General features: G+C 65.4%; 21 protein-coding genes. 8 read left to right on the top strand and 13 right to left on the bottom strand.

The genetic code is table 11. The annotated features are described in order from the left end of the window. Positions 1-100: 100 nt before the first annotated feature. The gene (locus V3W47_RS00320; protein WP_331823153.1) at positions 101-1351 is read right to left on the bottom strand and encodes a glucose-1-phosphate adenylyltransferase family protein; all 1251 of its coding nucleotides are present in this window, start codon (positions 1349-1351) and stop codon (positions 101-103) included. A 237-nt stretch (positions 1352-1588) separates the two neighbouring features. Here V3W47_RS00320 and V3W47_RS00325 point away from each other — a divergent pair, with 237 nt between their 5' ends. Both V3W47_RS00325 and V3W47_RS00330 read left to right on the top strand, forming a co-directional pair. After that, complete coding sequence (locus V3W47_RS00325) at positions 1589-1828, top strand: hypothetical protein (protein ID WP_331823154.1); 240 nt, start codon at positions 1589-1591, stop codon at positions 1826-1828. Continuing rightward, positions 1825-2193, top strand: a complete 369-nt coding sequence (locus V3W47_RS00330; protein WP_331823155.1) for a VOC family protein — start codon at positions 1825-1827, stop codon at positions 2191-2193. Before V3W47_RS00325 ends, V3W47_RS00330 begins: the two co-directional genes overlap by 4 nt. A 7-nt stretch (positions 2194-2200) precedes the next feature. Here the strand turns inward: V3W47_RS00330 and V3W47_RS00335 are convergent, their stop codons facing one another. The 4 genes from V3W47_RS00335 to topA form a co-directional block, all read right to left on the bottom strand. Then, the gene (locus tag V3W47_RS00335) at positions 2201-2542 is read right to left on the bottom strand and encodes a hypothetical protein (protein ID WP_331823156.1); all 342 of its coding nucleotides are present in this window, start codon (positions 2540-2542) and stop codon (positions 2201-2203) included. Positions 2543-2683: 141 nt separating this feature from the next. Beyond that, a complete protein-coding gene (gene mqnC / locus V3W47_RS00340) occupies positions 2684-3850 on the bottom strand; it encodes a cyclic dehypoxanthinyl futalosine synthase (protein WP_331823157.1) in 1167 nt (388 codons plus the stop codon). 318 nt (positions 3851-4168) lie between these two features. Then, positions 4169-4498, bottom strand: coding sequence for a hypothetical protein (locus V3W47_RS00345; RefSeq protein ID WP_331823158.1), 330 nt, complete (start codon positions 4496-4498; stop codon positions 4169-4171). Between the two features lies 1 nt (position 4499). Continuing rightward, complete coding sequence (gene topA / locus V3W47_RS00350; RefSeq protein ID WP_331823159.1) at positions 4500-7442, bottom strand: type I DNA topoisomerase; 2943 nt, start codon at positions 7440-7442, stop codon at positions 4500-4502. Positions 7443-7782: 340 nt separating this feature from the next. Here topA and V3W47_RS00355 point away from each other — a divergent pair, with 340 nt between their 5' ends. Further along, positions 7783-8358 carry a YdcF family protein gene (locus V3W47_RS00355; protein WP_331823160.1) on the top strand — a complete coding sequence of 192 codons (576 nt, stop codon included), beginning with the start codon at positions 7783-7785 and terminating at the stop codon, positions 8356-8358. A gap of 146 nt (positions 8359-8504) precedes the next feature. Here the strand turns inward: V3W47_RS00355 and V3W47_RS00360 are convergent, their stop codons facing one another. After that, positions 8505-8630: a hypothetical protein gene (locus V3W47_RS00360; protein ID WP_331823161.1), complete on the bottom strand. Its 126-nt coding sequence runs from the start codon at positions 8628-8630 to the stop codon at positions 8505-8507. 54 nt (positions 8631-8684) lie between these two features. Here V3W47_RS00360 and V3W47_RS00365 point away from each other — a divergent pair, with 54 nt between their 5' ends. From V3W47_RS00365 to V3W47_RS00380, 4 genes are all read left to right on the top strand, one after another. Then, entirely contained in the window at positions 8685-8876 is a 192-nt protein-coding gene (locus tag V3W47_RS00365; protein ID WP_331823162.1) for a PIN domain-containing protein, read from the top strand. A 117-nt stretch (positions 8877-8993) separates the two neighbouring features. Continuing rightward, entirely contained in the window at positions 8994-9239 is a 246-nt protein-coding gene (locus V3W47_RS00370; RefSeq protein ID WP_331823163.1) for an antitoxin, read from the top strand. A 2-nt stretch (positions 9240-9241) separates the two neighbouring features. Further along, positions 9242-9652, top strand: a complete 411-nt coding sequence (gene vapC / locus V3W47_RS00375; RefSeq protein ID WP_331823164.1) for a type II toxin-antitoxin system tRNA(fMet)-specific endonuclease VapC — start codon at positions 9242-9244, stop codon at positions 9650-9652. Positions 9653-9802: 150 nt separating this feature from the next. Next, on the top strand, positions 9803-10006 hold the full coding sequence (locus V3W47_RS00380) for a hypothetical protein (RefSeq protein ID WP_331823165.1): 204 nt from the start codon (positions 9803-9805) through the stop codon (positions 10004-10006). 4 nt (positions 10007-10010) lie between these two features. On the opposite strand, the gene V3W47_RS00385 is transcribed toward V3W47_RS00380, so the two are convergent. The 6 genes from V3W47_RS00385 to gcvT form a co-directional block, all read right to left on the bottom strand. Continuing rightward, a complete protein-coding gene (locus V3W47_RS00385) occupies positions 10011-10388 on the bottom strand; it encodes a DUF5615 family PIN-like protein (RefSeq protein WP_331823166.1) in 378 nt (125 codons plus the stop codon). Next, entirely contained in the window at positions 10385-10609 is a 225-nt protein-coding gene (locus V3W47_RS00390) for a DUF433 domain-containing protein (RefSeq protein ID WP_331823167.1), read from the bottom strand. Before V3W47_RS00390 ends, V3W47_RS00385 begins: the two co-directional genes overlap by 4 nt. Positions 10610-10835: 226 nt before the next feature. Beyond that, complete coding sequence (locus V3W47_RS00395; RefSeq protein WP_331823168.1) at positions 10836-12074, bottom strand: hypothetical protein; 1239 nt, start codon at positions 12072-12074, stop codon at positions 10836-10838. Between the two features lie 68 nt (positions 12075-12142). Continuing rightward, a complete protein-coding gene (gcvP, locus tag V3W47_RS00400) occupies positions 12143-15013 on the bottom strand; it encodes an aminomethyl-transferring glycine dehydrogenase (protein ID WP_331823169.1) in 2871 nt (956 codons plus the stop codon). A 161-nt stretch (positions 15014-15174) separates the two neighbouring features. Beyond that, on the bottom strand, positions 15175-15537 hold the full coding sequence (gene gcvH / locus V3W47_RS00405) for a glycine cleavage system protein GcvH (RefSeq protein WP_331823170.1): 363 nt from the start codon (positions 15535-15537) through the stop codon (positions 15175-15177). 66 nt (positions 15538-15603) lie between these two features. After that, positions 15604-16677 carry a glycine cleavage system aminomethyltransferase GcvT gene (gene gcvT / locus V3W47_RS00410; protein WP_331823171.1) on the bottom strand — a complete coding sequence of 358 codons (1074 nt, stop codon included), beginning with the start codon at positions 16675-16677 and terminating at the stop codon, positions 15604-15606. A 63-nt stretch (positions 16678-16740) separates the two neighbouring features. Here gcvT and V3W47_RS00415 point away from each other — a divergent pair, with 63 nt between their 5' ends. Then, a complete protein-coding gene (locus V3W47_RS00415) occupies positions 16741-17295 on the top strand; it encodes a 2'-5' RNA ligase family protein (protein WP_331823172.1) in 555 nt (184 codons plus the stop codon). A 54-nt stretch (positions 17296-17349) separates the two neighbouring features. Here V3W47_RS00415 and V3W47_RS19675 read toward each other — a convergent pair whose 3' ends face one another. Next, positions 17350-17703 carry an endonuclease VII domain-containing protein gene (locus V3W47_RS19675; protein ID WP_442877192.1) on the bottom strand — a complete coding sequence of 118 codons (354 nt, stop codon included), beginning with the start codon at positions 17701-17703 and terminating at the stop codon, positions 17350-17352. Between the last annotated feature and the right edge of the window lie 138 nt (positions 17704-17841).

The raw sequence follows: 17841 nt of genomic DNA on the forward strand, positions 1-17841 counted from the left end.
TGACAGCTCCCCTCAAGGGAAGCTTGTGCGGTTCTGCCTCCCTTCAAGGGGAGGTGCCCCGAAGGGGCGGAGGAGTCGCCCTCCGCTCAACTACTCTCCCCTACTTCCCCGCCCTGTCATCCCCCTCGGGTGGGCGCGTGGTCTCCCCCTCCCGCCCAGCCCGCACGGTGGCGCGCGGCTCGACGATCAGCCCGGCACCGACCCTCGCCCCGGCCTCCACGGTGGCGCGGGCACCGATAACGGTGAGGGGTCCGTCCTCCTCCCCGACCTCGGCACCCCTCTCCACGGTGGCCCCGATATCCACGATGCTGTGGCGCACCTTCGCCCCCGCGCGCACGACCGCCCCCGGCTGCACGATGCTGCCCTGCACCACCGCCCCCTCCTCCACGATGGCGTTGGGGCCAATCACGCTCCCCACGACCTCGCCCGCGATGACGGCACCGCCGCAGACGAACGAGTGGTCCAGGCGGGCCGTGCCCTCCACGCGGGTCGGTGGGCGCGAGATGGACGAGGTGATGAAGGGCCAGTCGTCGGTGTCCAGTTCGAAGCCCTGGCCGTCGAGAAAGTCGCGGTGGGTCTGCATGTAGGCGTCCAGGGTGCCCACATCCATCCAGTAGCCCTCCAGCGGGTGCGCGTAGGCGTCGCCCCGCGCGACGAGGGCGGGCAGCAGTTCCTCGCCGTAGTCGCCCAGGTTCCCCCGGCGGCCCAACTCCTCCAACGTCTCCAGCAGAATGCGGGCGTCGTAGACGAACACCTCGGCGGTGACGGTCCCACCCAGCGGTTCGTCGGGCTTGTAGGCGAATTCCTCCACCCGGCCCTCCTCGCCCGTCCGGACGTTGCCGAAGCGGGTGGCCTGCTCCGGCTTTACCTCGGTCGTCACGATCGTCACGCTCGCCTGCCGCCGCACGTGTTCGCGGATCACGCCCGAGTGGTCGAGCTTGTAGATGTGGTCGGCGCTCAGGACGAGCACCACGTCCGGCCCGAACTCGCGGATCAGGGGCACGTGCTGGGCGAGGGCGTGCGCGTTGCCCTGGGCAAACTCGCCCTCCTCGTTCTCCGGGCTGGAGAAGGGCGGCAGCACGACGAGACCGCCGCGCGTGCGGTCGAGGTCCCAGGGCCGCCCGCCCGAGAGGTGGTCGTTCAGGCCGTGCGGAAGGTACTGCTCGATCACCCACACGTCGTCCACACCGCTGTTCACGAGGTTGGAGAGGGTGAAGTCGATCAGGCGGTAGGTGCCCAGGAAGGGCACGGCGGGTTTGGCCCGCTCGGTCGTCAGCGGCGCGAGGCGGCTGCCCTTTCCCCCGGCGAGGACGATGGCGAGGACCTTCTGACCGGCGATGCGGGTCGGCATGGTTCCGAGTGTGTGGTGCCTTCTCCCGTCCCCCGTGAGCGGGGCGTACACGGCGCTTCATGAGGGGCAGGAGCAGAAGGCGGGTGTCCTCTGCCTTCCGCCTTCTGCCTTCGACCTTCTGCACCTCCAGTACCCACGCGCGCAGGAGGTCTATCACGTCGTCCCAGCCGCCGCCTCGCCCAACGTTTCATCATTTTGACCGATGCCTGCCTCACCCCCGTCGTCTAGGCTGGAGGCGTGAACGTGGCCCGACACTTCAGCGACACCCGGACGGCGCAGGGCCGGGTGCGCCTCCTGGTCTCGCCAGGCCGGGTCCACCTCGTCGCCGAGGGTCCCGGCTGGTCCCACGCCAGCACCCATGCCACGCTGGAGGACGCCGCGACCTTCCTCGCGCTGCTCCCCGAGTTGGGTCAGGAGCTGTACGAGGAGGCCGTGAACGACCTGGAACGGCGGGCGCAACTGGACGGAGCGGCTTGAGGTCCCCCGTCTCCTCCTTCGAGCTTCCTGTCCGGGACCTCGACCGGGCCGTTGCCTTTCACGGGGCAGTGTTCGGCGACGGGTTCGAGCGTGTCGGGATCGATGGGAACGAGATGGCCCTCTTCCCGGCGGTCAGCGGAACGGGCGGCATCAGTGGTGCCCTGGTCAGGGGCGAGAGCTACGTTCCGGGGCGGCGGGGCGCTCGCCTCTATTTCGCGGTCGGGAGCATCGAGGAGACGCTGGGCCGGGTGGAGGCGGCGGGTGGACGGGTTCTCTACCCCCGCACCTCCATCGGCAAGTCAGGCTGGGTCGTGGAGTTCGGGGACAGCGAGGGAAGCTGTGTGGCCCTCCACTCCCGGTCCTGACCTCTGCTCACCCCACGAACCACACGATCAGCCGCGTCGCCCGGCCCCCGTCCTCCAGCCCCCGCGTGAAGGCGTGCCACGCGCGCAGCCGGGCCTGATCCTCGGGCGGTGCCTGATCCGCAAGTCCGGCCAGTTCCGCAGCGGCGAGGAAGGTGCGCCCGCTCACCGGGCGGTCCTCCATCAGCAGGTCGCCGCGCACGGTCACGCTCACGTCGGGGAGGTGGCCCCGGTCGCCCACGCCCGCCGCCGTCAGCAGCGCCCGCAGGTCACGGCCCGACCGGACGAAAAACCGCGCCTCCACCTGCCAGGTCCGGCCCTCCAGCGCCTCGCAGATTACGAAGGCGAGCAAGAGACGCTCCCGATAGGCACGGGCTGGAGGAACGTGTGGCGAGAGGGGGGAAGGATCGGCGGACCGGAGGGCACTCTTTCAGTGTGAAGTATTTCACCCCGAAAGGGAACTCCGCCCCCGCCGGGGGGTGTGAAGTTTCCGTCAGTCCGCCGCGCCCACCGCCCGCTCCCCCTCGGGGTTGGCGTCGGCGCGGCCCAGCACGGCGTCCGCGTCGGGCCACGCGATGATCTGGAAGCGGCTGTTGCGGATGGCGGGGGTATAGCCCGCGTCCACGGCGATGCGGACGAGTTCGCGCACGGTGGCGCTGTGCCGCCCGTGCCCGCCCGCCGCGCTGACGACGTTCTCCTCCAGCATGGTCGAGCCGAGGTCGTTCGCCCCGTAGTAGAGGGAGGCCTGCGCCACCTTGAAGCCCTGCGCGGGCCACGACGCCTGGATGTTGGGGATGTTGTCGAGGGCGATGCGGGCCACCGCGAGTTGCTGAAGGTACTCGTGCGCCGTCGCGCCGGGGGCCTTGCCGGCAAGGCGCGTGTGCTCGGTCTGGAGGGTCCACATGGCGAAGCCGGAGAAACCGTTGCCGCCGTAGAGGCGTTGCGCCCGGTCCTGCTGCTCCCGAATCTTGAGGAGGTGGGCGGCGCGCTGGGCGTAGGTCTCCCCGAAGCCGATCACCATTGTCGAGATCGTGTACAGCCCCTTACGCTGCGCCGCGTCGATGATGCGGAACCAGTCGTCCGAGCGGATGCGCGCCGGGGCCGCCTTTGCCCGCACGTCGTCCTCCAGAATCTCGCCGCCCGCGCCCGGCAGGCCGTCCAGCCCCGCCTCGATCAGCGTGTCGAGCAGGTCGTCGAGGCCCAGCCCGAAGGTCTTCTCCATGAAGAGGACTTCCTCGGGGGAGAAGGCGTCGATGCGGATGGTCGGGTGGTGGGCCTTCACGTGCCGCAGGAGGCCCGTGTAGTAAGCAAGCCCCAGCGCCGGGTTCACGCCGCCCTGAAGGAGGATGCGGGTGCCGCCGACCGCCTCCAGGTCCCGAATCTTGGCGCTGATCTCCTCGTAGTCGAGGGTGTAGCTGTCACTCTGGCGGCGGGTGCGGTAGAAGGCGCAGAAGTTGCAGCCCACGTTGCAGATGTTGGTGTAGTTGATGTTGCGGTCGATCAGGAACGTCACCACGTCCGGGTCGCGGCGCTCCAGCCTCAGCCCGTGGGCGACGGCGGCCACCTCGGGCAGCGGGAGGTGGTACAGGGCCTCGATCTCGGGGGCGCTCAGGCGCTCGCCCGCAGCGGCCTTCACAAGCGGCTCGGCACCGGGGGTCATGGGGTCACGCTAGCACCTGGGGGGGCGGCAAGCGTCCCGAGGAGCGGCCAGCGGCCAGCTTCCAGCTGCCAGCGAAAGATGAGGGCTACCTTCTTTTGCTCCTCCCTCTGGAACGCTTGATGGGAAGTGCAGGTTAGGCAGGGGAGGCGTTCTCATCGTCCAGCAGGACGAGCGGTGCTCGTCACCCCCCCTCCCCGACCCTCCCCCACAAGGAGGGAGGGAGAAGAAAGCAAAAGCTCCAGCTTCTTGAACTCCTCCCCCTTGAGGGGGGAGGCCGGGAGGGGGTGAACAGGCATGGCCTCCAAAAACCCGCGCCCCTCAACTCCCCCTTTCCTCCTCCGGCACCAGCAGCAGCACCGTCCCCGACCGCACGGGCAGCGCCACCCACGCCTCCCCCGACGTGACCCGGTAGCCCTCGGCGGGGCGCAGACGGACGAACTCGCCGTGCGGGAGGTCCAGCACCGCCTCCCCGGTCAGGCAGGTCAGCCAGCCGGAAGCGGCGGGACCCGCCACCTTCCCGCCGAGTGCCAGCACCCGCAGGAGGCCGCCGGGCAACGTCACCCACTCGCCGGGCGTGCCCTGCGCCAACCGCGCGAGGTGGAGGGTCTGGGGCGGGGGCCTGCGCCGGATCGGTGCGTGGGGGGACAAGTTATTCCCCGCGCGCCGCCTGGTTGAGCTTCTTGCTCGCCTGGAGTGCCATCCCCTTCGCCTTCTTCACGTCGAGGCCGAGGGTGGGCGCGACCTCCTCCACCTTGCGGCCCTGATCGCGGGTGGCCGTCACCAGCGCGCGTTCCTGCTCGCTCAGGACGCCGAGGTGAGGCTTGAGGTCGGCCCAGGTGAGGGCGGTCTTGGCGGGGGCTTTGGCCGCAGTTTTGGCCCGCGCGGGAGCGGCTTTGGCGGCGGGCTTCCTCGTGGTGGATTTACTGGCAGGAGCTTTCTTGGCCGGAGCCTTCGATGCTGTGGTGCGCGTGGTCGCAGTTTTACGCGTCGCCGTAGTCTTCGTACCGCCCGTCTTCGCCGCCGTCTTGCCCTTGCGGGCGGGCTTCCCCTTCGGCTCCTTGCCGCGTTCCTCCAGAATCTCCAGCGCCTGCGCGGCGGTCAGGGTGCCCTCGTCCTCGCCCTTGCGGAGCGTGGCGTTGCGCTCGCCGTCGGTCAGGTACGGCCCATAACGGCCCGCCTTGAGCGAGATCGGTGCGCGGCCCTCGTACTCGAACGTCCTGACGGGTCCGGCGGCGGCCCCCCTCGCCCGGAAGCGCGGCTGCATGAACAGCGCCTCGGCCTCGGGCAGCGCCACCGTGAACAGGTGTTCGTGGCTGGCGAGGCTGCGGCTGTCGTTCCCGCGCTTCAGGTACGGCCCGAACTTTCCGTTCTGCGCCCAGATTTCCTCGCCCTCGGACGTGCCGACGAGCCGGGGAAGGCTCAGGAGACGGAGCGCGCGCTCCACGGTGATCGTGTTCAGGTCGTCGCCGGGAAAGAGGCTCGCCGAGCGGATGGGCGGATTGCCGTCCCCGAGCGTGACGTAGGGGCCGTAGCGTCCCGCGCGCGCGACGACGGGCTGCCCGGTCGCCCCGTCCGTGCCGATCACGCGGTCCCCGGTCGGGCGGCCCATGAGGTCGGCGGCGCGTTCGGCGGTCAGCTCGTCCGGCGCGAGGTCTTCGGGAAGGTTCGCCTTCTCCTCGCCCCGCTGCATGTACGGCCCGTAGCGGCCTACCCGGACCTCGATCCCCGAGCCGTCGAGCTTCGGCACTTGGATGGTGGCGATGCCCCGCGCGTCGATCTCGCCCATCTTGGAGTCGATCAGGGGCCGCAGGGCCATACCCTCTCCGTTCTCGCCTAGGTAGAAGCGCCGGAGATACGGCACGCGCTGCGCCCGCCCACCCGCGATGTCGTCGAGGTCCTCCTCCATCCGCGCCGTGAAGTCGTAGTCCACCAGCCGCCCGAAGTGGTGTTCCAGCAGGGCGGAGGTGGCGAAGGCGGTCCACGTCGGCACGAGCGCCTGTCCCTTCTTCACCGCGTAGCCGCGCTCCTGAATGGTGCCGAGGATGCTCGCGTAGGTCGAAGGTCGGCCAATGCCCGCTCCCTCCAGCGTCTGCACGAGGCTGGCCTCGGTGTAGCGGGCGGGCGGCTGGGTCTCGTGGCCCTCGGGCTTGACGGAATCGGCGGTGACGCGCTCGCCCTCCTTCAGCGGGGGCAGCGGCGTCTCGCGGTCCTCCAGCGCGGCGTTCGGGTCGTCGCGGCCCTCCACGTAGGCGCGCAGGAAGCCGGGAAAGTCGATGGTGCGGCCCGAGGCGCTCAGGCCCACGTCCTCCCCACCCGTCGCCTTCCCGGCCAGCCGCACGCGCAGACTCCGGCCCCGCGCGTCCGCCATCTGGGAGGCGACCGTGCGCTTCCAGATCAGGTCGTACAAGCGCCACTCGTCGCCGCTCAGCTCGCCGCGCAGGCTCTCCGGGGTGCGGAAGCTCGACCCGGCGGGGCGGATCGCCTCGTGGGCCTCCTGGGCGTTCTTCGCCTTCTTCGCGTACACGCGCGGCTGGGGGCTGAGGTAGTCCTGGCCGTACATCGCCTTCACCTGCGTGCGGGCGGCGTTCATCGCCTCACCCGACAGATTGGTCGAATCCGTCCGCATGTAGGTGATGTAGCCCTGCTCGTAGAGCCGCTGCGCCGCGCGCATGGTGCGGGTGGCGGCGAAGCCCAGCTTGCGGCTGCCCTCCTGCTGGAGCGTGGAGGTGATGAAGGGCGCGTAGGGCCGCTGGGTGAAGGGCTTCTCCTCGGCGGAGGTAATGGTGAGCGGCTGCCCGGTCAGGCCATCGGCGAGGGCGCGGGCCGCCGCCTCATCTAACAGCCGAACCTCCGTTCCCTTCTTCACCTTGCCCATCAATGGGTCGAAATCCTTGCCCGTCGCCAGCCGCACGCCGCCCACGTCGGTCAGGCGGGCGGGGAAGGTCTCGCCATCCTTCGTCGCCGCCGTCACGAGGAGGTCCCACCACGTCCCGCTCACGAAACGCATCCGCTCGCGCTCGCGCTCCACGAGCATCCGGGTGGCGACCGACTGCACCCGGCCCGCGCTGAGCTTCGGCGCGACCTTCTTCCACAGCACCGGGCTGACCTCATAGCCGTAGAGGCGGTCGAGCGCGCGGCGGGCTTCCTGCGCCTCCACCAGATTCGTGTCGATCTGGCGCGGGTGCGCGATGGCCTGCTGGATCGCCTCCTTCGTGATCTCGTGGAAGACCATGCGCTTGACCGGAACCTTGGGCTTGAGTTCCTGATACAGGTGCCACGCGATGCTCTCGCCCTCGCGGTCGTCGTCGGTGGCGAGGATGATCTCGTCGGCCTCGGCGGCCATCTTACGGAGTTTGGCGACCTGCTGGCGCTTCTCGGGGGACACGACGTACAGGGGCCGGAAGTCGTCCTCGATGTCCAGGCCGAGCCGCGCCCACGCCTTGCCCTTGTACTTCTCGGGCACGTCGGCGGCGCTCCTCGGCAGGTCGCGGATGTGCCCGATGGAAGACTCCACCGCGTACCCCTTGCCGAGGTACTTCTCGATGGTTTTCGCCTTGGCGGGCGACTCGACGATCACGAGGGTTCTGGACATGGTTAAGGTGGTCTCCCCGGTTGGGACTTGAAAAACTTGCGCGGAGCGTAGCACAGCCCCCCAGAAAGAGCGGCGCAGAAAGTCACGGAGGAGAAAACGGGTGCAAAAACTGTCTAGGAACTAGAAAAACTGTGGTGAGCGAAGGAGGAAGTGTTCCGTCTGACGGCGGAAGGGGTGAGGTGACAGGAGGTGGAGTCGTTCTCTCGCCCTTCTGCTTCACAGCTCTTCCCGGACGAGAAGCCCTCTACATTCGACACGGGCGGGAGGCAGCTCGACGCCCTCAACCTCGCACCCCTCCACGCCGACGAGGCCGCGTTTTCTCCGTGCTACGCTCGCCGGGATGCGTCCCACGGGTTCGGGCCTCTCCCTGCTGCCGCTCGCCCTCGTCGGGTTGCTGGTGGTGGGGTTCGTGCTGGCTCCGGGTGTCCGCGCTCCCCGCGCTTCCCACCCCCATCCCGTCCTCGTGGTGCTGGGGGCGGCGCAGTATGCGGGACGGCCCAGCCCCGCCTTCCAGCGACGACTGGACCATGCCCTCGCCCTGTACCGGGCGGGCGGCGTGCGGACCATCGTGGTGACGGGCGGGCGCAGGCCGGGCGATCCCCACTCCGAGGGCGAAGTCGGCGTGACGTACCTGCACCGTCACGGCATTCCGACCTCCGCCCTCCTCGCCGAAACGCGCAGCCGCACCACTGTGGAGAACCTCCGCAATGCCCGCGTGTCCCTGCCGCCGGGCACGCCCGTCACCCTCGTGACCGACGAGGCCCACGCGCCGCGCGCCCTGGCGCTGGCCCACGCCCTCGGCCTGGAGGCGAACGCCAGCCCCAGCCCCCTGAGCACCCGCCCCGACCGCCGTTACCTGTTGCGGGAGAAGCTGGCGCTGCTGGCGTATGCGCTGCTGGGGGTGGGAAGGGAGTAGAACGTTGACGTTCCCCAGGAGAGAGGGGCATCAGAACAGTGGACGAGTTCGGGGTCCAACCGGGAAGTGACCTCTTGATCGGAGGGTCATGGCGTCCGGTGGCGCTCATCCTCAACACATAGAGCAGCAGAGCTGCGGAAGGAGTTCTAGCGCAAACGGACGGGTGAGCCGTCGGTGCAGGTGCGGCAGCTCAAGGAGTTGATCAGGGCACAGAGGTCGCCCTGCTGGGTGCAGTTCGCCAGGAAGTTCTTTGCGGCTGGCGGTACGTTCACCAATTCGAGCAGATCAGGGACCTCCTGCGGCCTTTTCCAGATCAGCCCGTGACCATGCGCGAGTACGAACTGGCCGCTAAGTTCTTCAACCTCTGCCGCAGCCGGGGCATTCAGGGCAGCAACACGGATTTTCTGATCTGCGCGTGCAGTGCCCAGTGGGGTGTGCCCGTGCTGACCAAAGATGCCGATTTCGGGAGGTTTGCCGAGCTTGTGCCGGTCAAGCGGTATGCCCTGCCAAACGCCTGAAGCCACGCCGAGCTTTGCCGTCGTTGACCCCAGGCAACCTGCATTTCTGAAAAGAGGAGCGGCCACGAGCAGATTTCCCCTGGTATATACTTCTGGTAGTTATCAAGGAGGCAGGGGATGACCAGCACCAAATACGACACCGCCAAGCTCTTCCGAACGGGCCGCAGCCAGGCCGTCCGGCTCCCCAAGGAGTACCGCTTCGAGGGCGAGGAGGTGCTCATCAAACGTGTGGGCGACGGCGTGTTGCTGCTGCCTCGCAATAATGGCTGGAAGAACCTGCTGTCCAGCCTGGAGAAGTTTGACGGTTTCCAGATCGAGCGGGACCAGGGTGAACAGCAGGAACGCGACTGGGGCGATTTCTGAGCGTGGCCTCCCCTCGGTACTTCCTCGATACCAACACCTGCATCTACATCATCAACAAGAACCCGCCGCACGTCGCGGAGGTATTCCGGCGCTATCGGATCGGTGATCTCGCCGTCAGCAGCGTCACCGTGGCTGAGTTGGCCTTCGGAGTGGCAAAGAGCACCCGCTCCGGCACCCGTGAAGCCCTGGAAGAATTTCTGCTGGACCTCGTGACCGTCCCCTACGACGACGCTGCCGCCTGGGTGTGTGGAGAAATCAGGGCGGGATTGCAGGCGACCGGAAAGCCCATCGGCCCGCTCGACCTGCTGATCGCCGCCCATGCCCTCAGCGCCGACGTGACGCTCGTGACCAACAACGAGGGAGAGTTCAGGCGCGTACCAGGGCTGAGGGTCGAGAACTGGTTCCCAGAATGACGAAGGGGCCGCCCCGACCAACGATCCCAAGCCACTTCTCGCCCCCAACCCCCGCCCCCCCGCCGACCCTACCTTCGACGACAAGCGGCAGCGCCTGCAAAAGCGGGAGGAGACTGAGAGAAGAGTTCGAGAGGCGGGCTAAAATGCCCTATGACCCTCCGTGATGCCAGGATGAACCGTCAGGCCCTGGAAGTGGTCACGCTGGACGATCAAGGCAACGAGCTTGCGTACTGGCTAGCGCGCACGCCCGCTGAACGGCTGGAGGCGTTGGAACTGTTGAGGCAGATTCATTACGGCTACGATCCACTGACCGCCCAGGTGACGCGAGTTCTTGACGTGGTTGAGCCAGAGTGAGGTTTCAAGGATGTGGCTCGTCTTGATTCACGCTGCTCCGCACCGCTTCTAGCCGGTCCCGGTAGAGCACGACCAATTTGTGATCGGTGAGCAGGTCCCACACGCGCGGCCACACGTCGTCTAACAGCGCCCGGAAGTCGGTCACCCGCATGTTTCCCGTGCGAACGTGAACCACCCAGGGCGGCGGCTCCTGCGTCAGCATTCGCTCGGTGAAGTCGGCGTCCTGCGTGACGATCACCAGGGACGCCTCACGCGCCCGCGCCCACAAGGCCCAATCCTTGAGGCCCTCCGTCCACTCGCTGACGTGGACGACAGGTACGTCGAACGACGCGCGCAGCCTGGCGGACACGTTCTCGTCCAGCAGCACCCCGGCGGGCTTCAAGCGATCTTCTCGAACGTCACGCTATGGCCCGCCAGCCGCGCCGCGTATTCCAGACACGCCAGCACGTCCTCGCGCGTGAGCCGTGGGTAGGCGTCCAGCACATCCTCCACGCGGTCCCCGGCGCTCAGGTGCCCCAGCACGGTTTGCACGCTGACGCGCGTTCCGGTGACGGTGGGCTTGCCGCCGTTCACCTCCGGGTCGATGCTGATGCGGCCATTCATGCTTGAGAGTGTAGACCCTTGCAGCCTGCCGCCTCTCCATACCTAGAATGACGAACGGGCCGCTCCAACCAACGACCCCCACCCCCCCGCCGCCCCCACCTTCGACCACAAGCGGCAGCGCCTGCAAAAGCAGGGGGAAGTTGAGGAGTGCAAGTTGGATGTTTAAAAAAAGCACGGTTTGGCATTACTTTTTGAGATTAAGCTCCTGTAATTTCACTAATTAACCCTAGAAAGGCAGGTCTGGTTCACTTACGTTGTTTAAGTCGAAATCCTGCTCTATGTTGTTAAAACTGGCCATTAAATTGGCCATTCTACTAATCATGCCGCGCAGGTCAAACGCGGATGTGTCAGGCCTAGCCTTGTGAACTAACTCGTTCTTTATCATGTTCATTCCCTGAATCTGGTTTCTCACGTTCGGCGTAATGATGCCTGATTTTGAAGCGATATCAAGCAAATGCCGGAGAAAAAATCTACTACTATCATTTGCTTCTATTAGTTTGTTGTTTATTAGTAACCTCAACAGATCTTCATGTAATAGATTGTACTTACGTAAGTAGATTCCTATAAGCTCATCACCAGTAGAGGCAACGTTATCAACTATTTCTTCTCTTTCTTCGTTCGGAACAAAAATATCACTAAGCTTTGAAATGGCTTCAGTTATCTTCATCTCTAGTTCGTTTATGAGCCTCTCTATTCTTGCGAGGTCGAATTTAGTTATCGATCTTTTGTGTGCGACTGCATTTCGCAACTCATATAGTTGTTGCCACCTAATTTTTAGAAAATCTGCGTCGCAATTTATTAATGGTGCGAAATACCTATCCCAATTGCTCTGAGGGGACAAAGTTTTGATCTCGGTCAACTCAAGTTCTGTAATTTCCTTGGCCTTTCGTATCTTGTCAAGAATAATTTTGGAGCTTGTACCCTCATATTCCTTGAAAAGAAACACGGATAGCTGTATAAAATCAACGTTATGCAAATAATCATTGTTGGATTGCCCTTTGATCGACTGCTCCACCTCTCTTGGTACTACTTGTTTATGCCATCCTAAACCAGCGTTTATTATCATAAATTTTGTGATGAGCTTTCTCATTAGGTTTTCGATTCGGTATATTTGAGGATAGGCCAAGCGAGAGTAGTACAAGCCTAGCCCATCCCATAATATTTGCGGAGGACTTTGGGTAATCTTATTAATTACTGTCCTGACATGTTTCAACAAAGCGGTATAATCATCTAGACTATCAATTGAGCTAGTTAGGGTTACGTCAAAGTAGATACTCTTGCCATCCTCGGCTGCGCCCGATACTACTTCAATTTTATAGCTGTTGCCTTTATAATTTATCGCATTACCTTTAAACTCAACGCCGTCAATAGACTTTAGTAGATTCTTGAACCCAGAGACATTAACACATAGTGAGTCAGACAAGCTGCTCACAAATAAGTATTCAACGCTTATATCAGTTTCCACAGAAAGAATGTACAGCATTTAGAGGGCAGCACTTCGAGTGGAGGCTGCCCTCTTCTTATTCGTTAAGCTTAAACCCCCGCGTACTCCTCCACCGGCGGGCACGAGCACACGAAGTTCCGGTCGCCGTACACATTGTCCACGCGGTTCACGGCGGGCCAGTATTTCCAGGCCCTCTGCGTGGGCGTGGGGAAGGCGGCGGTCTCGCGGCTGTAGGCCCGCTCCCACTCGGCCATAACGAGGTCTTCCTGCGTGTGCGGCGCGTGCCTCAGCGGGCTGTCGGCGGCGGCCAAGAGGCCGTCTTCCACTTCCTGGATCTCGCGGCGGATGCCCAGCATGGCGGCGATAAAGCGGTCGAGTTCCTCTTTGGGCTCGCTCTCGGTCGGCTCGATCATCAGGGTGCCGGGGACGGGGAAGCTCATGGTGGGGGCGTGGAAGCCGTAGTCCATCAGCCGCTTCGCCACGTCCTCCTCGGTGATGCCCGCAGCGGCCTTCAGCGGGCGCAGGTCGAGGATGCACTCGTGCGCGACCCGCCCGTTCATGCCCGTGTACAGGACGGGGTACGCGCCGCCCAGCTTGCGGGCGATGTAGTTGGCGTTCAGCAGCGCGACCTGCGTGGCCTTCTTCAGCCCTTCAGCCCCCAGCAGCCGGATGTACAGGTACGAGATGGGCAGGATGCTCGCGCTGCCGTAGGGCGCGGCGCTGACGGCCCCAGTACGGCTCTCGCCCACGCTGCGGACGCTGTGGCTCGGCAGGAACGGCGCGAGGTGCGCCTTCACCCCAATCGGCCCCATGCCCGGCCCGCCACCGCCGTGCGGGATGGCGAAGGTCTTGTGCAGGTTCAGGTGCGACACGTCCGAGCCGATCAGCCCCGGCTTGGCAAGGCCGACCATCGCGTTCATGTTCGCCCCGTCCAGGTACACCTGCCCGCCGTGCGCGTGGATGATCTCGCAGACCTCGGTGACGTGTTCCTCGTAGACGCCGTGCGTGCTGGGGTAGGTGATCATCAGGGCACCCAGGTTGGCGCTGTGCCCCTCGGCCTTCGCCCGCAGGTCGTCCAGGTCGATGTTGCCGCTCGCGTCGGTCTTCACCACCACGACCTGCATCCCCAACATGGCGGCGCTGGCGGGGTTGGTGCCGTGCGCGGAGGCGGGAATCAGGCAGACGGTGCGGTGCGCCTCGCCCCGGCTCTCGTGGTACTTGCGGATGGTCAGCAGCCCCGCGTACTCGCCCTGCGCGCCGCTGTTGGGCTGGAGGCTCACGGCGTCGTACCCGGTGATGTCGGCCAGCCACGCCTCCAGCTCGGCGAGCATCTGTGCGTAACCCTCCGTCTGGTCGGCGGGTGCGAAGGGGTGCAGGCTGCCGAACTCAGGCCAGGTGACGGGAATCATCTCCGCCGTGGCGTTCAACTTCATCGTGCAGGAGCCGAGCGGAATCATGCCGTGGACGAGGCTGTAATCCTTGTTCTCCAGCCCCTTGAGGTAACGCAGCATGGCGTGTTCGCTGTGGTGCGTGTTGAAGACGGGGTGCGTCAGGTAGGGGGAGGTGCGTTGGAGATGATCAGGGATGCCATGTCCTATGTCCAGGCCATGATCCCCGTCCCTTTCCATACCAAAGGGATTGGCTCGCGTTCCCGTGATGATTTCGATGAGGTCGGCCACGTCCTCGGGCGTGGTGGTCTCGTCCAACGAAACGCCCACTTTGCCGTCGAGGTAGCGGAGATTGACTCCCTTCGCCTCTGCACGTTGACGAATAAGCGAGGCATTCTCGACTTCGACAGTCAGCGTGTCGAAGAACGTCGCCTGATCATCAATGCCAGCCATGCAAATCGCGCGGTTGAGGATTCCCGTCAACACGTGAACCCGCTCCGCAATCGTCCGAATCCCCTCCGGCCCGTGGTACACGGCATAGGCGGCGGCCATATTCGCCAACAGCGCCTGCGCCGTGCAGATGTTGGAGGTCGCCTTTTCGCGGCGGATGTGCTGCTCGCGCGTCTGCATCGCCATCCGCAGGGCGGTCTTGCCCTTCCCGTCCTTGCTGACGCCGATTACGCGGCCCGGCATGGAGCGCTGGTACTCGCTGCGGCAGGCCAGGAACGCCGCGTGCGGCCCGCCGAAGCCCATCGGCACGCCGAAGCGCTGGGCGCTGCCGATCACGATGTCCGCCCCCTGCTCGCCGGGCGGCTTGATCAGCGCGCAGGCCAGCAGGTCGGTCGCCACGATGAACGCGCCCTGGACCGCGTGAACCTTCTCCGCGATGGGGGAAAGGTCGCGCAGGTCGCCGTAAGTGCCCGGATACTGCACGAGCGCCCCGAACGTCCCCTCCGGCAGCTCGCCGCTCGGGTCGCCCACCATGACCTCGTACCCGAAGTACTCGGCGCGGGTGCGAATCACGCCCTGGGTCTGCGGGTGAACGTCGTCTGCCACGAAGAAGACGTTGCCCTTGCTCTTAGCGGTCCGCTTCGCCAGCGTCATCGCCTCGGCGGCGGCGGTGGCCTCGTCCAGCAGGGAGGCGTTGGAGACGGGCATCCCCGTCAGGTCCATGACCGTCTGCTGAAAGTTCAGCAGCATCTCCAGGCGGCCCTGCGAAATCTCGGCCTGGTAGGGCGTGTAGGCGGTGTACCAGCCGGGGTTTTCCAGCATGTTCCGCAGGATCACGTTCGGTGTGTGGGTGCCGGAGTACCCCATGCCGATGTACGAGCGGAAGACCTTGTTCTTGGAGGCGACGGCTTTCAGGTCGGCGAGGGCCTGCGCCTCCGTCACCGGGCCGCCCACGTTCAGCTCACCCGTGAAGCGGATGGACTCGGGCAACGTCGTCTCGGTCAGTTCGTCGAGGCTGGAGACGCCGAGTTCGGCCAGCATCTCGGCCTGTTCGGCGTCGGTGGGGCCGATGTGGCGCTCGGTGAAGTCGTTCGTCTGGAGAAGGTCGGTCAGGGGGCGCATGGGGACTCCTTGAGGGCGGTGGGGCTGGTCACACGCCCCCTCACCCCGGCCCTCTCCCACGAGGGGAGAGGGAGAAAAAATGTTGTTGCTCCCCTCTCCCCCGGTGGGAGAGGGGTTGGGGGTGAGGGGGCGACCGCGCAAACGTTCCCGCCCTCTTCCCCTTACCCGTTCGCGTCCGCGTACTCTTCGGCGCTCAGCAGGTCGTCGGCGGGTTCGGGGTTCTCGACGCGGAAGAGCCAGCCGCCTTCGTAGGGACCGCTGTTCACGAGTTCGGGGCTGCCGGAGAGTTGATCGTTCACGGCGACGACGGTGCCGCTCGCCGGGGCATAGATGTCGGAGGCGGTCTTCACGCTCTCGACCACGGCCACCGATTCGCCCGCCGACACGACGCGGCCCACCTCGGGCAGTTCGACGTACACCACGTCGCCGAGCTGGTCCTGCGCGAAGTCGGTAATGCCGACGGTGCCGTCGTCCTTGAGCCACTCGTGGGTCTTGGCGTACTTCAGTTCGGTGGGGGTCTGCATGGGGAGATTGTCCTCGATTGGGGGGTTAGATGTGTAGCGGGGACCGTAGATCGCGGGAGCCTGTCTTTACGCCCGCCGGTAGAAGGGCAACTCCACCCGCCGCGCCGGATGTGCCTTCCCGCGCACCTCCACCTCGTAGGCGTCGGCGGTGCTGGCGTCCCCGCGCACGAGGGCCATCGCTATCGGGTGGCCGAGAGTCGGGCTGCTCGTGCCGCTCGTGACGTGGCCGACGCGCTCGCCGTTCAGGAGGACGGGGTAGCCCTCGCGGACGGGCACCCGCTCCAGGGCGAGGCCGATCAGGCGGACGGGCGGGGCGAGGCTGATGTGCTCGCGGCCCAGGTGTGCCTTGTCCTTCACGACCCAGGTGTACGTGCTGGCGAGGGGGTGGAGGTTCTCGGCGAACTCGTGCCCGTAGAGGGGAAAGCCCGCCTCCAGCCGCAGGGTGTCGCGCGCCCCCAACCCGGCGGGGGTGAAGCCAACCGCGAGCAGCCTGTCCCAGACCGTCTCGGCCTCGCCCGCGTCGGTGAAAATCTCGAAGCCGTCCTCGCCCGTGTACCCGGTACGCGCGAGCCACACTTCAAAGCCGAAAAGTTTGGCCGGGAAGTAGGCGTTCTTCTTCTTGGCGGTGAGGTCCACACTGATATGTGGCTGGAGCATCGCCTCCGCCTGCGGTCCCTGCACGGCGAGGAGGCCCCAGCGGTCGCTCTCGTCGGTGAGCGTCACGTCGTAGCCCGCTGTCTGCGCTTGCAGGTGCGCCCAGTCCTTCCCGATGTTGGAGGCGTTCACGACGATCAGGAACTCGCTCTGCACCACCCGGTACACGTAGATGTCGTCCACGAGACCGCCCGTCTCGTTCGGGAGCCAGTTGTACTGCCCGCGACCCGGCCTGAGCTTCGTCACGTCGTTCGTGGTGACGTGCTGGAGGAAGCGTTCGGCGTCTGGCCCCGTCACGCGGAATTCACCCATGTGCGACACGTCGAACACGCCCGCGCGGGTGCGAACGGCGTCGTGTTCGGCCCGCACGCCCGCGTACTGCACCGGCATCTCCCACCCGCCGAAGGGCACCATCCGGGCACCTGCGCGCAGATGGGCGGCGTGCAGAGGCGTCCGCTTCAGCGGCGTCTGGGGCGGTGTGGTCACGCCTGAACTGTACCGGAAGGGCGGGTCTGGCGTCCGGGCGGCCTGGACGGCATAGGCTGGTGCATGTCTGCAACGCGTCCCCGCCGTGGGGGTGGTTCCCCCTCCTTCCTGCTGGGTCTGTTGCCCCCGCCAGAGTTCACCGCGCGGGTGGAGGCATTCCGCGACGCGCTCAGCGTGCGCGAGAGCGTTCCCCACGTGACCGTCAAGGCACGCAGCGGCCTGACCCCGGACCTCGCCTGGGCAGAAGTGGTACGGGCGGCGGTGGCGGATTACCCGCCCGTCACGCTGAGCATCGGCGGGGCGCGGATGTTCCCGAACGGCAGCGCCGTCTACCTCGCGGTGCGGTCGCCGGAGGCCGTGGCCCTTCACCTCCGGCTGCTCGCCGCCCTGCGCCCCTCCCACCGCTTCGGCTACGAGGGACCGCACATGACGCCCCACCTGACCCTCGTGCTGGGACGGCGTGGGGCGGACCTGCCCGCAGTATTAGAGGAGGCTCAGGCCACGTTTGCCGATTTGGAGACGCCTCCCCTCACCTTCACGGCGCGGGAGATATGGCTGATGCGGAAGCCCGGTCCCGGCGGTCTTTACGTGCCCGTGGAGGCGTGGCCGCTCGCCTGAAACTGCCGGGCTACCCCCGCGTGTGCAACGCTCGCCACTGGCGGATGTATTTGGCTAGCCTTGTAGGATTTCAGGACTTTCCTGGGCCATGCCCAGAGCTACGTTACACTGGCAGCACAAAATTCCTCTAACCTTACCGCTTGAGTGGCAGTGGTCTATTGCGTGGCCTGCATTCTTTTTACTCATAGCTCTGTCACAGGTCAAACACCGACCGTTCTGCGTCTCCCACATAGAGTGGAACTGCTCGGGAGTAAGGCCGTATTTTCTACGCCTGTGCCCGTCTCGTTCTGAAGTGTTTCCAACCTTAGTCCGACGGTTCTTGTTATAATTCACCTTGCAGGGCTTATAGTAGGAATATAGGCCATCTTTTGAGTAGGGTCCACGATCAAGTGGAAACTCATAGGTCATTTTGACGACTTTGCACCTGCGACACAGCTTATGACCTTCCGACACGATGACGGCAGTAGTATGCTCTGAGATGCAAGGCCTCCTTCTAAGGCATTGCCATTGCCCCGGCAGGTAACGACTGCGCGGGGCTTCGGCTGT

The sequence above is a fragment of the Deinococcus sp. YIM 134068 genome, from assembly GCF_036543075.1.
Lineage (GTDB): Bacteria > Deinococcota > Deinococci > Deinococcales > Deinococcaceae > Deinococcus > Deinococcus lichenicola.